Source organism: Methylorubrum sp. GM97 (assembly GCF_024347855.1).
Lineage (GTDB): Bacteria > Pseudomonadota > Alphaproteobacteria > Rhizobiales > Beijerinckiaceae > Methylobacterium > Methylobacterium extorquens.
The window spans coordinates 4,767,328-4,781,044 of sequence record NZ_AP025942.1 but is presented as its reverse complement, the minus strand read 5'-3'; the positions used below and the strand labels follow the sequence as shown (position 1 = coordinate 4,781,044).

General features: G+C 66.6%; 12 protein-coding genes, 1 tRNA gene and 2 pseudogenes. 4 read left to right on the top strand and 11 right to left on the bottom strand.

Annotated elements, in window-relative coordinates; translation table 11 throughout:
• Positions 1–59: 59 nt before the first annotated feature.
• Positions 60–206, bottom strand: a complete 147-nt coding sequence (locus MSPGM_RS25555) for a DUF4113 domain-containing protein (protein WP_410007698.1) — start codon at positions 204–206, stop codon at positions 60–62.
• A 113-nt stretch (positions 207–319) separates the two neighbouring features.
• Complete coding sequence (locus tag MSPGM_RS22260) at positions 320–1,210, bottom strand: 3'-5' exonuclease (RefSeq protein ID WP_261925957.1); 891 nt, start codon at positions 1,208–1,210, stop codon at positions 320–322.
• Between the two features lie 233 nt (positions 1,211–1,443).
• Between MSPGM_RS22260 and MSPGM_RS22255 the strand changes: the two genes are divergently transcribed.
• The gene (locus MSPGM_RS22255; RefSeq protein ID WP_012753082.1) at positions 1,444–1,644 is read left to right on the top strand and encodes a hypothetical protein; all 201 of its coding nucleotides are present in this window, start codon (positions 1,444–1,446) and stop codon (positions 1,642–1,644) included.
• Between the two features lie 329 nt (positions 1,645–1,973).
• On the opposite strand, the gene MSPGM_RS22250 is transcribed toward MSPGM_RS22255, so the two are convergent.
• The 3 genes and pseudogenes from MSPGM_RS22250 to leuC all read right to left on the bottom strand — a co-directional run bounded on the left by MSPGM_RS22250 (position 1,974) and on the right by leuC (position 5,360).
• Positions 1,974–3,617 (bottom strand): DUF6538 domain-containing protein, encoded by a 1,644-nt coding sequence (locus tag MSPGM_RS22250; RefSeq protein ID WP_261925956.1) that lies wholly within the window; start codon positions 3,615–3,617, stop codon positions 1,974–1,976.
• A 100-nt stretch (positions 3,618–3,717) separates the two neighbouring features.
• Positions 3,718–3,802 (bottom strand) — tRNA-Leu (locus MSPGM_RS22245).
• Positions 3,803–3,951: 149 nt separating this feature from the next.
• Positions 3,952–5,360, bottom strand: a pseudogene (gene leuC / locus MSPGM_RS22240) (3-isopropylmalate dehydratase large subunit).
• 274 nt (positions 5,361–5,634) lie between these two features.
• On the opposite strand from leuC, the gene MSPGM_RS22235 reads away from it, so the two are divergent.
• Positions 5,635–6,609 (top strand): 2-hydroxyacid dehydrogenase, encoded by a 975-nt coding sequence (locus MSPGM_RS22235; protein ID WP_003604547.1) that lies wholly within the window; start codon positions 5,635–5,637, stop codon positions 6,607–6,609.
• A pseudogene (locus tag MSPGM_RS22230) lies at positions 6,606–7,528 on the top strand (AprI/Inh family metalloprotease inhibitor). Before MSPGM_RS22235 ends, MSPGM_RS22230 begins: the two are co-directional and overlap by 4 nt.
• A 69-nt stretch (positions 7,529–7,597) precedes the next feature.
• Here MSPGM_RS22230 and MSPGM_RS22225 read toward each other — a convergent pair.
• Positions 7,598–8,350 carry a sulfite exporter TauE/SafE family protein gene (locus MSPGM_RS22225; protein WP_003607231.1) on the bottom strand — a complete coding sequence of 251 codons (753 nt, stop codon included), beginning with the start codon at positions 8,348–8,350 and terminating at the stop codon, positions 7,598–7,600.
• 31 nt (positions 8,351–8,381) lie between these two features.
• Entirely contained in the window at positions 8,382–8,639 is a 258-nt protein-coding gene (locus MSPGM_RS22220) for a hypothetical protein (protein WP_003607233.1), read from the bottom strand.
• Positions 8,640–8,812: 173 nt separating this feature from the next.
• On the opposite strand from MSPGM_RS22220, the gene MSPGM_RS22215 reads away from it, so the two are divergent.
• On the top strand, positions 8,813–9,766 hold the full coding sequence (locus MSPGM_RS22215) for a LysR family transcriptional regulator (protein ID WP_015857505.1): 954 nt from the start codon (positions 8,813–8,815) through the stop codon (positions 9,764–9,766).
• Positions 9,767–9,794: 28 nt separating this feature from the next.
• Here MSPGM_RS22215 and MSPGM_RS22210 read toward each other — a convergent pair whose 3' ends face one another.
• From MSPGM_RS22210 to MSPGM_RS22195, 4 genes are all read right to left on the bottom strand, one after another.
• On the bottom strand, positions 9,795–10,805 hold the full coding sequence (locus MSPGM_RS22210; protein ID WP_003600131.1) for a 2-hydroxyacid dehydrogenase: 1,011 nt from the start codon (positions 10,803–10,805) through the stop codon (positions 9,795–9,797).
• A 605-nt stretch (positions 10,806–11,410) separates the two neighbouring features.
• Entirely contained in the window at positions 11,411–11,860 is a 450-nt protein-coding gene (locus MSPGM_RS22205; protein ID WP_261925955.1) for a tetratricopeptide repeat protein, read from the bottom strand.
• Positions 11,861–12,340: 480 nt separating this feature from the next.
• Positions 12,341–12,652, bottom strand: coding sequence for a hypothetical protein (locus MSPGM_RS22200; RefSeq protein ID WP_261925954.1), 312 nt, complete (start codon positions 12,650–12,652; stop codon positions 12,341–12,343).
• 59 nt (positions 12,653–12,711) lie between these two features.
• Positions 12,712–13,704: a CsgG/HfaB family protein gene (locus MSPGM_RS22195; protein WP_261925953.1), complete on the bottom strand. Its 993-nt coding sequence runs from the start codon at positions 13,702–13,704 to the stop codon at positions 12,712–12,714.
• Positions 13,705–13,717 lie beyond the last annotated feature (13 nt).

Genomic DNA, 13,717 nt, shown 5'->3' with positions numbered 1-13,717 from the left:
TCGACGGGATGGAGTCAACAATCAAGCAATTTCAACATGAGGTTGCCGCACTAACCTCTTCATACGCTTAGAAGCTCACTCCATCGCGCCGTGTATCTGAGCGAATGGAACTCGGCCTTGAGCTTCGACGGTAGCTCGAGGCCACTGGTCGCAAACCGTACCCGGTCGCGGCCATACCGGCGGTTGATCGCGTCCACCGTCAGCATCTGCCCCTCCCGGTGACGGCTGTCGGATTTTTGAAAGAACGAGCCCTGCGCGCTGTCGTCCAGCTGACCCTACGCGACGACTGGGGAGGGCCCGGACCTAGAGGAATGACCGGCTAGACCTCGGGGTTAGTCCGCGCGGAGAACCGGTCCCTGGCCGTAAACCGATCGGCTGGCAGCTCGCCGCACGGCTGGCGGTAGACGATTTCGCTGAGGAATGAACGCTCAATCTCGATCTGGTCTTCCTCAAGGTCGATGTACCAGCAGCGCCGCGCCCCGCTCCAGCGGTAGCGGCGGGCTTTCAGCAGATCCTTGGTCTCGATTGGCGAGCCCTGTGCCCACAGGCGCACGGTGGGCCGGCGGGCGGTTTCCAGCAGGCATGACAGGGCTAGGCGCCCGGAGGTTCGCAGCGGGGTGTCGAGCAGCCTGAGCAGGGCGTGGCAGTCGTCGATCGCCCGGTGACCCTGGTGGAAGAACCCGTGGTCGATCAGCAGGTAGCCGAGCTTCATGCCCTCATGGCCCTCGGCCCGCCACGGGATCTGGTGGCAGGAGCAAGCCCAGTTCTTCTCGGCAAACACCGGCCAGCGGCTCTCGCACATCTGCCGGTCGAAGCTGGCGTTGTGGGCAATGATCACCGCGGCGTCGGCCGCCAACGCCTGCACGGCGGAATCGTCGATGCGCTTGGCGGCCACATCGGCATCGGTGATCCCGGTCAGGCGGGTGATTTCCGGCGGGATCGGCTTCTGAGGCTGGTGCAACTGGTTGAACGTCTCGAGCACCCGGTAGATGCGCCCGCTGGCGCCGTACTCGAACTTGAGGATGCCGAGTTCGATCACCTCGTCTGTGGCGAAGTTGGTGCCGGTGGTTTCGACGTCGAGCACCAGGCCGATGAACGTCGGCTCGTTGGGCGGCTCTGGGACGTCAGCCAGCGGCACCAGCCGGCGCAGCACGCGGTAGTCCCCCGTGCTTTCGAGAACGCTCGCGATGCTGTCGAGGGGCTGGTTCACGGCGGCACGGTCCCGGCTTGGTTCTCCCTGGCCGACGGCGGATCTGCCGTGCGGCTGTGCTGGCGAGCTTAAACGGGCCTGCGACACGCTGACCAGCGGTATGGCCCGCCCGTCCACAAGGCATGAACGGGTGGTGGAACACGGCTGTGGCCTGTTCGTTGAACAGCCAGATTGGATCTGTTCTAATTCGCACCAGGGCGGCAGGGCCGCCCGCCAGCTGCAGGAGCATCCCCATGGCGAACGCCAAGTGTGAGAGCTGTAAGTTTTTCGACGAGCACAAGGTCAACGGCGCGGCCGCGCAGCACGACGAGGGTCTGTGCCGCTTCAACCCACCGGTGAATCAGCCCGGTCCGGACGCGCACGGCCTCTGGCCTGTGGTCGGCGCGACCGACTGGTGCGGGCACTACACGCCCGAGATGACCGCCGCCGAGTAAGGCGGGACGTCGCGCGAGCGACGAAGGGGCCAGCCGGGAGGCTGGCCCCTTTTTGTAGGCGGGACTCAGCCGAATAGGCTGAGCTGCTGCCAATTGATTTCAGCCTGCGCCCATGCCGGCCCGGAGGCCTCGGCGTCCAAACACTGCAGGACCAAGGCGACCGGACCGTTCTCCTGCACCCGCGCCGGTGCGGTGAACCATGATAGGTAGCCGGTTTTCGGTAACTAGCAGGGATACCCGTCGGGGTTCGATGCTCCCGATTTACAGCTGCTCCGATTACGCCAAGATGCAGTGCTCAGAGGCTGCCGGCTTCATATCGTGCACAGCCATTACAGAGTGATCTGCGGCAAGCGTGCGATGGCGTCAGCGCGTGCTTTCAGTGAAACGCTGCCGTAGCGTTCGCCTACGCTTCGAGCCGACCAGCCGCACAGCGCGTCGATGACGTTGCTGGCTACACCGGCCTCTGTTGCGACTGTTCGAAAACGGTGGCGCCAGCCGTGATTAGGACTGACACCGCGGTCGCTGACATGCTTACGCGAAAATTCGGCTGTGCGGTTCTTCAGCGCCTGGAGCGGCCCCGTGATCTTGCCCTCGTCGTCCGGCACGAGGAAGAGCCGCTCCTGCCGCACTCCGTCAACGAACGCCGGGAAGCCGAGCTCCACGAGTTGTCGGTGCAGCGGAACCTCACGCGCCTGCTTCGTTTTCACCGGACCGGCCTCGGGCGTGATCCTGAGAACCCATACCCCATTGGGAAAGCCCTCAACAGCTACCCACCGTAAATCCTGCCGCCGCATCTGCGCGATCTCGCCTACGCGCGCGCCTGTGAAGGCCAGCAACCAAGGAATCCAGCGTTTGGCGGCATAGGTCTGCGGGAGCTCTTTGCCCGGCTGGAGTTGCGAGGCCGCTCGTAGGATGGCATGTGCCTCCTCGTCCGAAAATTCGCGCTCACGCAGCTTGACTTTAGCGACCTTCGATACTGACACTTCCGCCGCCGGATTCTTGGACAAGTAGCCATGGGTAACCGCCCAGCCGAACACCGACTTTAGTGCGGCGAGATCGCTGTTCTTGACCGTAGTCGCGGAGACAAACTCGCCATTACGTTTCTTGCTGCTGAGGCGAAAGTCCTTGAATCGGCGAATGTCATCGGGAGTGATGCGATGAGCCTCTTCATGCTCGAGAAAGGCGTGGAGCTGCCGAATTGTGTTGGTGTAGGATTCGCGTGTCGACTCGGACTTGCCTGTCTGCTCCGCCTCCTGCCACCACGCCTCGACGAGTTCGCTTAGCCGCACAGGCTTGACTGCCGGTCGTGATGGGCGCGCAGTTGCCTGAGACATCGCGGATACGGCCTCGGGCTCACCTCGCGCAAGGGCTGCGAGCGTCAGGCTCGCGCGCTGAACCTGGGCTGCAATGGCTCTGGCAACCCGGAGGATGCTCGCTTCGTCGGCATGGATGTCATGCAGGTCGAGCACCGTCTCGGCTTGGAGCCGGCACCAGCCCTCGAGCTCATCGACCCTCTCGGCGCGCGCGGCGTCGAGGTCGGCCTTCACGCTGATCCGACCATCCTTTCCCTTCTCAAGACGCGCGGAGGAGGGGCGCCAGAGATGGCGGTAAAGATCCGTCGGCCAGAAACGCTGCTGACTAGGATTGTCGCGGTGTAGTCCGAGCCAGTGCGCATACATCCATTGCGCCCGCTCGGCCGCCTCGCGCTCGTTCAGGCTGTGATAAACGGCGCTCTTGTCCTCGCCGAGCACGTCTGCAGCAGACAGAGTGGAGGACTGGCCTCGCCGAAGCTCCACCCAGTGCGCTTCAAGCTTCGCAAGTTCGTCTGGCAGCCGCCTTTTGGCCTCGGCCGGATCTTTTGTACCTAGGCTTACAACAACCTCACGCCGCCCGACGACAGCGACGAGGTCGGCTGGGACGCGCTTGCGCAGCCGGTAAGTGCGCGCGCCCTTGCGAAGCTGGGGTCGGGACATTGCCAGGACCATAGTGTGTACCACCCCTGTGTACCACACGGGCTGGCTAACACGATGATTTGCCTGAACTTCTTTGCGGATCAGCGCATTAGGTCGCTGATGGTGCCCAGGAAAGGACTCGAACCTTCACCTCTTGCAAGACTGGTACCTGAAACCAGCGCGTCTACCAATTCCGCCACCTGGGCGCCGGACCGTTGCCGGTCGGCGATGGGGTTCGTTTAGGGGGCGGCGGCGAAGGCGTCAATCGCTGTTTCGCCGCCGCCGGTCAAAAATCCCGAAGCGGGAGATTCGCGCGGCGCGGAGGCAACACAAGCCTGCCGCGCCGGAGCAACGCTCAGCCGCGCCACTCGCGGATGTCGACGAAGCGGCCGGCCACCGCCGCCGCCGCCGCCATCGCCGGGGAGACGAGGTGGGTGCGGCCGCGCGGGCCCTGGCGGCCCTCGAAGTTGCGGTTGGAGGTCGAGGCACAGCGCTCGCCCGGTCGCAGCTTGTCCGGGTTCATGCCGAGGCACATCGAGCAGCCGGGTTCGCGCCAGTCGAAGCCGGCATCCTTCAGGATGCGGTCGATCCCCTCGGCTTCCGCCTGCGCCTTCACGAGGCCGGAGCCCGGCACCACCATCGCCGAGACGCTGTCATGCACCTTGCGGCCCTCGACCATCTTGGCGACGATCCGCAGATCCTCGATGCGGCCATTGGTGCAGGAGCCGATGAACACCCGGTCGAGGGTGACGTCGGTCATCCGCGTTCCCGGCGTCAGGCCCATATAGGCCAGGGCCTTCTCCTTGGACTGGCGCTTGTTCTCGTCCGCGATCTGGGCCGGATCCGGCACCGTGCCGAGGATCGAGACGATGTCCTCAGGGCTCGTGCCCCAGGAGACCAGCGGGGGGAGGTTGGCGGCGTCGAGACGGATCTCGCGGTCGAAATGCGCGCCCTCGTCCGTGGCCAGGCTCTCCCAGTAGCGGCGGGCCGCGTCGAACGCCGCGCCCTTCGGCGCCTTCGGGCGGCCCTTGACGTAGGCGTAGGTGGTCTCGTCGGGCGCGACCATGCCGGCGCGGGCACCGCCCTCGATCGACATGTTGCAGATCGTCATCCGGCCCTCCATCGAGAGGGCGCGGATCGCCTCGCCGGCATACTCGATGACGTGGCCGGTGCCGCCGGCGGTGCCGATCTCGCCGATGATGGCGAGCACGATGTCCTTGGCGCTGACGCCCGCGGCAGGGTGCCGTCGACCGTCACCCGCATGTTCTTGGCCTTGCGCTGGATCAGCGTCTGCGTGGCGAGCACGTGCTCGACCTCCGACGTGCCGATGCCGTGGGCCAGTGCGCCGAAGGCGCCGTGGGTCGAGGTGTGGGAATCGCCGCACACGATCGTCTGGCCCGGCAGGGTGAAGCCCTGCTCCGGCCCGATGATGTGGACGATGCCCTGGCGCTGGTCGAGGGCATCGTAGAACTCGATGCCGAAGTCGCGCACGTTCTCGGCGAGCGCCTCGAGCTGGGTGCGGCTCTCGGGATCCTCGATGCCCTTGGAGCGGTCCGAGGTCTGGACGTTGTGATCGACGACGGCCAGCGTCTTGTGCGGCGCGCGCACCGTGCGGCCGGCGACGCGAAGCCCCTCGAACGCCTGGGGGCTCGTCACCTCGTGCACGAGGTGGCGGTCGATGTAGAGGAGGGCGGAGCCATCCGGCTCGACATCGACGACGTGGTCGTCCCAGATCTTGTCGTAGAGGGTGCGCGGCGCGGTCATGATGCAGCTATTCTGACGGGTTGAAGGCTCCATCGCGGAAAACGCCTCGACCGGGCCGCGGGAAACCATGCGGCCGGATCGTGGGGAGTATCCGGAAGACCTCTTGTGTAATGCTCCTCGGGCGATTTCGGAAGGGCGGCCGCGCACATGCGGCGCGCATGACACTTTTGCAGCCCGCTCGCCTCACCGGCTGGACCGGCGCGCGGCGCAGCGATACTCCCGGCCTATCCTTTGTTGACCTCTTCCTTGCCGACCTCTGGGAGGCCGTGAGCCGGTGCCACCAGCCGAGACGCCCGACATCCTCCTGATCCGGCAGACCCGCCCCGACGTGGCCGGGCGGCTCGCCGAGCGCTTCCGCCTGCACCGCCTGGAGGAGGCGCCCGACCGCGAGGCGTTCCTCGACGCGGTGGGACCGCGCATCCGCGGGCTCGCGGTCGGCGCGATGTGCCCGATCGATGCGAGGCTGTTCGACCGGCTGCCGCAGCTCGAGATCGTGGCGAGCTTCGGCGTCGGCTACGATACGATCGATGCGGGCGAGGCGCATCGCCGCGGCATCGTCGTCACCCACACGCCGGACGTGCTCTCCGACGAGGTGGCCGACCTCGCGCTGGGCCTCCTGCTCGCCACCCTCCGCCAGATCCCGCAGGCCGACCGCTACCTGCGCGCCGGGCGCTGGCGGGAGGGCAGCTTCCCGCTCACCACGAGCCTGCGGGAGCGCCGGGTCGGCATCCTCGGGCTCGGCCGGATCGGACGGGCGATCGCCCAGCGGCTCGAAGGGTTCGGCGTGAGGATCGCCTATCACGGGCGCACGCCGCAGGCCGACGTTGCCTACACCTACCACGACAGCCTGCTCGGGCTGGCGCAGGCGGTCGATACGCTGATCGTGGCCGCACCCGGCGGGCCGGGCACGAACGGGATCGTCGATGCCGGGGTGCTGGCGGCGCTCGGGGCTGACGGCGTCGTGATCAACATCGCCCGCGGCAGCGTCATCGACGAGGCGGCGCTGATCGCCGCGCTTCAGGCGGGGACGATCCTCGGGGCGGGGCTCGACGTGTTCGCGAACGAGCCGCAGGTGCCGCAGGCGCTGATCGATCTCGATCGGACCGTGCTGCTGCCGCATGTCGGCTCGGGCTCGCACCACACCCGTGCGGCGATGGGCCGGCTGCTCACCGACAATCTGTTTTCGTGGTTCGACGGCAAGGGGCCGGTGACGCCGGTGCCGGAAACGCCCTGGAAGGGCCAGCGATGAGGGGCCCGACGATGACGCGCATGGCATGGTCAGGCGCTTGGGCAAGAGCTTGGGCAGGAGCTTTGGCCGGAGCGTTGGCCGCCGCCCTGGTGGCCCTGCCGCCGAGCGCGGCCTGGGCGCAGGAGAGTCCACCCGCTACGGAGCCCGCGCCCGCGGTCATGCCGGCCGAGGGCGGAGGCGGCGCGCCGGCCGGGCTCGCGACCCTGCCCGAGACCCTGGCAGGAGCGGCGGGCACCTGGGATCTGTCCCTGGAGGGCGGACGGCGGCGCTGCGTGCTGACCCTCGCCATGGAGACCGGTCCGAGCGGGCGCGTGGCGCGCTTTCCGGCCGGCTGCCGCCGGGCCCTGCCGCTCATGGCCGGCATCGGCGGCTGGCTGTTCACGGGGGAGGGCCTGCGCCTCGTGGACCGGAACCTGCGGCCGGTGCTGGCCTTCGCCAAGAACCCGGACGGGATGAGCCTCGGGGCCTCCGCCGAGAACGGCGAGCGCTACAACCTCGTACCATTGCAGATCGCGGCGATGCTGCCGCCCGCGGCCCCCGGCGCGGCCACCGTCACGCCCGCGGCGAATGCGGTGGAGAGCGACACGCCCGCCTCGGCCGCCGTGCCGGAGAAGCCGGCGGAGGGTCCGGCTTCGGGCCTCTACGCCCTCGACCGCGCCGAGCAGAAGGATGTCTGCCGCCTCGAATTCGCGCTGCCCCCGAAGCCGGGAAGGACACCGCCCCCGTGCGGGTGCTGGCGGATTGCCGCGACAGCGGGATCACGGTGTTCGATCCGGTGAGCTGGCGCTTCGCCAACGGGCATCTGACGCTGAAGGCGCGGCGCGGCCACGCGGTGAGCCTCGTGGCGATCGGGGAGGGGCGCTGGCGCCGCGACCCCGAGATCGGCGTGCCCCTCGTGCTACGGAAGGTCGAGCCCTAGGGCGCGGCGCGCTGAGCTTTCCGCCTCGTCTTTTCCCGAAAGCCGGCCACCACCGTTCGGGACGACGCTTCAGAACAGCGGCCGCAGGACGAGATGGAGCCCGAGGCCCAGCAGGCCGACGAAGAAGCAGCGGCGGAACGCCCGCTCGCTGACGCGCCCCCGCACCCAGCCGCCGAGCGCCATGCCGAGCAGGGCCGGCACGAGGGCGATGAGGGATGTGCCCGCGACGCTGAGCGAGAGGGCGCCGCCGCCGGCCAGGGCGATGGCGAGCGCGACGGTGGAGACGGTGAAGGAGAGCCCCAGCGCCTGGATCAGGTCGTCCTTGGTCAGGCCCAGCGCCCCGAGATAGGGCGCGGAGGGGAACGAGGACACGGCGGTGGCCGCCGTTACCAGCCCCGTCGCCGCGCCGATGAGCGGCCCGAGCCAGCGTTCCATGCCCGGCGGAACGTGGAGCCGCAGGGCGGCGAGGCCGATCACGGCGTAGGCGATCAAAGCGAGGCCGAGGAAGACCGTGGCTTCCGCGCCGTAATTCCCGTGAAGGATCCCCGCCGCAACCAGGGTGCCGACGACGCTCGCCGCCAGCATCGGCCAGAGCCGGCGCAGCAGCGTGCCGAAGCGCGGGCCCGCGGCGAGTTGCCAGACATTGGTGACGAAGGCGGGCACCACGAGCAGGGCCGCGGCCTGGACCGGCGCCATGACGAGACTCAACAGGCCCATGGCGACGGGCGGCAGGCCGAGCCCGACCATGCCCTTGACGAAGCCCGCAAGCAGGAAGGCCGACGCAGCGACTGCGAGGGGGAGGGGGTCCATGGAAAACGTCATGAGCACGTTCGATCGGGGGAGGGGGCAAGGGTCAGTCGTGGAGCCGCATGTCGCGCAGGATCGCCTGCCGCGCGGCCTCCGCCTCGGCCTCCTGCGCGGAGGGCGGCGCGGTGACGAGCATGACGGCCGGGGCCGGTCGGGCGATTGCCGGGGGCGGTGCGGCGCAGGCGGGCGCAGCCGCATCGGAGCGGGCGATGGCGACCAGCGCGGTAAAGGCCGCCAGCAGAAGGGCGGCGGCTTCGAGGCGAGCATCGCCCGAGCGGAAAGTGGTTTGTGCGTCGCGTGGCATAGCTTGAGTTTCGCAGCGTGACGGCGCGCGACAATGCGGAAGTGGCCCGTGTCAGCCTTCGGCTGAGCCGAAGCCTTTGCCGCGGGATGCGGCCTCGCCGACGAGGCTCTGGCTTTTCGTCCCTGCATCGTCTTCTTCCGAAAGCCGGCAGCCACCTTTCGCGACGATGCTCCATGCGCTTCGACCTGACCGACCTGCGCCTGTTCCTCCACGTCGTCGAGGCGGAGAGCATCACCCGCGGGGCCGAGCGGGCCGGGCTGGCGCTCGCCTCGGCGAGCGAGCGCATCCGCGGCATGGAGGCGGATGGCGGCGTGCCGCTGCTGGAGCGCCATCCCCGCGGGGTGCGCCCGACGCCGGCGGGCCTCGCCGTGGTGCATCACGCCCGGCTCGTGCTCGGCCAGCTCGAACAGATGCGCGGCGAACTCGGCCAGTACGCCAGGGGCCTGCGCGGTCATGTCCGGCTCCTGTCGATCACCGCGGCGGTCGCCGCCTTCCTGCCCGATGCGCTGTCCGGCTTCCTTGCGTCCCATCCGAGCGTCGACATCGATCTCGAAGAGCGCACCAGCCGCGAGACCGTCGATGCCCTGGCGGGCGGGCTTGCCGATCTCGGCATCGTCGCCGACACGACCGATCTCGGCGCGCTCGAAACCCGGCCGCTCCTTCTCGACCGGATCGTGCTCGCCGTGCCGGCGGGCCATGCCCTGGCGCAGCGGAGCGGCGTCGCGTTCCGGGAGGTGCTGGACGAGCCTCTGGTCGGCCTCAGCCACGGCCGGGCGCTGCAGGCGCATCTCGCGACCCACGCCGCCCGCGCCGGCCGCCCGTTCAAGCTGCGGGTGCGCCTGAACGGGCTCGATGCGGTCTGCCGCATGGTCGAGCGCGGCGTCGGCGTGGCGATCGTCCCCGAGGCGGCAGCGCAGCGCGCGGCGGAGACGCTGGCGATCCGCGCGATTCCGATCGACGAACCCTGGACCGTGCGCCAGCTCAGGCTCTGCGCCCGCAGCTTCGCAGCGCTTCCCCCGCACGCCCGCCAACTCGCCGAGCACTTGGTGGAGCATCTCGGCGCGAGCGAGAGTCCAGGTTTCGAAAGGACAAGTCCTTTCGCGGGTCCTGGGCAGAGCCCTGGCTGACATCCGTGCTCGACGTCACCGGTCGCGATCAGGCGAGGCGCTCGACCGATACGGGATGCCGCGGAACGCCCTGCGTCTCGAAGCAGGACAGGTTCTCGATGGTGGTCGCGGCAATCGCCGCCAGCGCCTCGGCGGTGAAGAAGGCCTGATGCCCCGTCACGATCACATTCGGGAAGGTCAGCAGGCGCGAGAAGACGTCGTCCCGGATGATCTGGTTCGACAGATCCTCGAAGAAGAGGCCGCCTTCCTCCTCGTAGACGTCGAGGCCGAGATCGCCGATCACCCCTGATTTCAAACCCTCGATCAGCGCCGCGGTATCGACGAGCGCCCCGCGCCCCGTATTGATCAGCATCACGCCACGCTTCATCCGCGCCAGCGCGGCACGGTCGATCATGTGATGCGTGTCGGGCGTCAGCGGACAGTGCAGGGAGACGATGTCCGCCTCGGCCAGAAGTCGGTCGAGGCCCACGGCCTCCGCGCCGAAGTCGGCGAGTTCGGCCGAGGGCATGGGATCATAGGCCAGCACGCGGCAGCCGAAGCCGGCGAGGATGCGCGCGACCGCGCGACCGATCTTGCCGGTTCCGACGATGCCGACCGTGCGCCCCTTGAGATCGAAGCCCAGCAACCCCTCGAGCGCGAAATTCCCCTCGCGGACGCGGGCATAGGCCCGGTGGGTCTTGCGATTGAGCGCGAGGATCAGGGCCACCGTATGCTCGGCGACCGCGTCCGGCGAATAGGCCGGGACGCGGCCGCCCGCGATGCCGAGTTCCGCGGCGGCGGGAAGATCGACATTGTTGAAGCCGGCGCTGCGAAGGGCCACCATCCGCGTGCCCGAGGCGGCCAGCACCTCCAGAACGGGCCGGTCGAGCACATCGTTGACGAAGGCGCACACGGCCTGCGCTCCCTGCGTCAGCGGCGCGCTCTCATGGGTCAACCGGGCTTCGAGATAGCGCAGCCGGTGCGGCTCTCCCGCCGCCGCGTTGGCCCCGTCCAGGAACCGCCGATCATAGGCCTTGGTGCTGAAGATCGTGACGTCCATGCGACCTCATCTCGCGCGCTGCGATCTGACCATGCGCTCGGTCCCGCATGCCGGGCGCCCGGTGATCGCCGATGTCCGCGGCGCGCGCTGCCTCAAACAGCACATAACCCCTGCCGCCTTGCCCTGCCGCCTTGCGCGCTCTGGATCAGGACCGACACCGAACCGCCTAGGAACCACGCTCCGAGCCGGTCATGCGGATCACCGATACCGAGCGTCGTGCGCCCTCGAAGCAGGAAGCGCGCTGCAGGACGAGCAGGCCCGCGGATGGGACGCCAGAAACAAAAAACCCGCCGGGTCACGGACCGGGCGGGCGAAAACCGATGGCTGGGGGACCTGGATACGGATCCACCAGACTGCCACGAAAAAACCTGATGAACTGCAGACGGTTAGCTTCGCTGCCGTCACAGGATGTGTAGCAGGGACGTGGTGCAGGCTGCAAGACCCATGCTTCATCCGCAACGGGGCGAGCCTACGTTCGTGATGCCGATCGCGGCCACGGACATCGTCTGGCCGTTGGCCCCCACCGAGACGTGGAGCACGGCTCCACCCTCTGCTTGGGTCGAACCGTCTCAAGGCCCGCTCCTCCTGGCTGTCGGACCGGCCCCTTAAGGCAATCCACCAGTCTCTGCCGTGTCGGTGATCAGCGACGACCGCCCGCCCGGTGCAGACGCCTGCTTTTGGATGCTCAGGACCGCCGCGACCTGCGCGTGGTCGGGATGGTCCGCGGCGTAGGCGGCGAGATCCGCAAGTGCCGCATCGGTCCGCCCCATTCGGATGCAAGCTAGACCGCGATTCAGCAACGGGTCCGTCCGCGTCAGGTCCAGTTCGAGAGCCACAGTGAAATTCCGTATGGCATCCTCGTCCCTGATCATTTTCACGTAGAGCTGGCGGCGGGTAGCCGGCAGCCCCGGGTCGCGAGGGTCGATCGCCATACCGCGGCTGATGTCGATGACGGCTAGATCGAGCCGCCCCATCTCCTCTTGGACCATGGCCTGCCCGCGAAGGACGAAGGCCTGACCAGGGGCGAGCCGCACGGCGGTATCGGACGCGTCCAACGCCTCGACGAGACGCCTAGTCAGCCGCAGCGCCTTCGCGATTGTTTTGATAGCCGCGACGGTCGGGTTTAGCCGGGCAACCTCGGCGACGTATCGAGCCGCCGCGTCGCAGTTCTACAGTGCCGCGTTGACGTGGCCGCGTCGATTGTACGCTTTCCCAATTTTAGACTTTTCGCACGTCCCGGTCAGCACGTCAGAGCGCGCAAAATATTGTCCGGTACGATCCGCTGCCAGCTCGCGCGCAACGACCTTGCGTGCGTTGCGCTTGCCACTCGTGTGTTGATGTGGACCCGAATCGATCCTTTACTTAATTCTTTCCCAGCTTCTCTCTTCGCCGAAACTTTCCGAGGTGCCGGCCGATTCAAATGCTTAAATCGACCCATCTATAGCCCTCACGGAGGCTATAGGTCTACGACACCGCCGCTTATAGAATTATAAAATAGCAGCCCGAACCATGAGAATTTTTGTCAGCAAATTTACCTAGTATTGGCAACTGTAAGCGGCGCCAAAAGCTGCAGCACCACCCCAACCTGCCGCACGATTCAAGACGTACAGATGCGTCGCACCGTGGCTCGCTGCGATGGTTTGCATCATAGAGTTGTACCGATCGAAATCTTCTGCCCGTCGAGAACCAAGTGTTGCTCGTGGCGACTTTACCGTCCCGAGGAACTGACAACCTGCAACTTTAGCGAGATCGGTGACGAACTCCACGTGCGGTGTCTCGATAGGATCTGCTTGGCATTCTACAATGCAAAGCAACGACGCGACACTTATGCCGATCAGGTTCCGCATAGGTCAGTTTTCCTTTTCTGTTGACCAGGAGAGCCCGAGCTTTCGACAAAACTCATTTTTCAATGTGATGCCACCGAGGCGACAGCTTGCGCAGAGGGCACGACTTCCGGAACCGTAGCGGTCTCGCTGCCCTCATCCGACTTCAACCAGGGCAAGGCACGGGAGGCACTCGTATATTGCGGCGTCTGCTGCTCGGTAAGTTCCGCCTTAACGGTCAGGGGCCGCTCCTTGTACCGACGCCTCAAGGGCTCAGAAAGCTCATCGGAACGAAAATTCCAGAGTTTCTTCTCAGCGCCTTCCATAATGAGGGAATAAAGCGCCAGCTCGATCGCCTCACGAACTGCGAGTTGAGTTGGCTCGTTGCGAGAGAATCCGCCTTCAACCTCAGCAATCCGATCAAGCGCGACAAACCGGTACAGACTAGACGCAAGCAGCACAGAGTAAATAGTCTTGGTAGTGGTTACGCTAAGAAGAACTTGACCGCTTTGGACCGATACAACACGCAATGCGACAGTTACCATATCACGGCGGTACTTAGTGTCCCCGCCGATACCGAGAAAGCGGGCACCTATCCCACCAGTGATAGTGTTTGCATCGTAGGCAAGGATGCCGCCGTCCAGAATCAATCCAGCGAATCGGAGAGGCGGCAGAGGTTTGGCATTCGCGCCCTCAAACTCTTGCCGCGTCGCCCGAATCAATTGTCGCTCTTGAAGTAGCGCTTGCAAGCCGCCGCGCTCGATGACGTTGAACCACTTTCCTCCACCAGCGCGGTTCAATGCATCAATTACGAAAGCCGAGCCGCCTTGCGTCACGGCACGCGAGAACTCCGCAAAATTATCGCTGGGCTTATTCTGGCCCGTTAGATCCGGGAACGCGTACAGCGCGATGTCGATAGGCCGCTTCGGTGGCGGCAGTGATTCAAGGCCGATCCCCGTTGGCGATGACGGCGTGACCTGAGGTGCCATCTCCAAAGGCTCGCGAGTTCCGGCCACGTATTCACAGCCGGCGACCGCGAAACTGAGAAGGGCGACCTGAGCAAGCTTGACGATCATCGAGACACGTATC

What these genes read in the sequence shown, in the direction of transcription:
- MSPGM_RS25555 (WP_410007698.1), bottom strand. Translation starts at nt 206, where the DNA reads ATGCTGACGGTGGACGCGATCAACCGCCGGTATGGCCGCGACCGGGTA.
- MSPGM_RS22255 (WP_012753082.1), top strand. Translation starts at nt 1,444, where the DNA reads ATGGCGAACGCCAAGTGTGAGAGCTGTAAGTTTTTCGACGAGCACAAG.
- MSPGM_RS22250 (WP_261925956.1), bottom strand. Translation starts at nt 3,617, where the DNA reads ATGTCCCGACCCCAGCTTCGCAAGGGCGCGCGCACTTACCGGCTGCGC.
- MSPGM_RS22225 (WP_003607231.1), bottom strand. Translation starts at nt 8,350, where the DNA reads ATGACGTTTTCCATGGACCCCCTCCCCCTCGCAGTCGCTGCGTCGGCC.
- MSPGM_RS22220 (WP_003607233.1), bottom strand. Translation starts at nt 8,639, where the DNA reads ATGCCACGCGACGCACAAACCACTTTCCGCTCGGGCGATGCTCGCCTC.
- MSPGM_RS22215 (WP_015857505.1), top strand. Translation starts at nt 8,813, where the DNA reads ATGCGCTTCGACCTGACCGACCTGCGCCTGTTCCTCCACGTCGTCGAG.
- MSPGM_RS22210 (WP_003600131.1), bottom strand. Translation starts at nt 10,805, where the DNA reads ATGGACGTCACGATCTTCAGCACCAAGGCCTATGATCGGCGGTTCCTG.
- MSPGM_RS22200 (WP_261925954.1), bottom strand. Translation starts at nt 12,652, where the DNA reads ATGCGGAACCTGATCGGCATAAGTGTCGCGTCGTTGCTTTGCATTGTA.
- MSPGM_RS22195 (WP_261925953.1), bottom strand. Translation starts at nt 13,704, where the DNA reads ATGATCGTCAAGCTTGCTCAGGTCGCCCTTCTCAGTTTCGCGGTCGCC.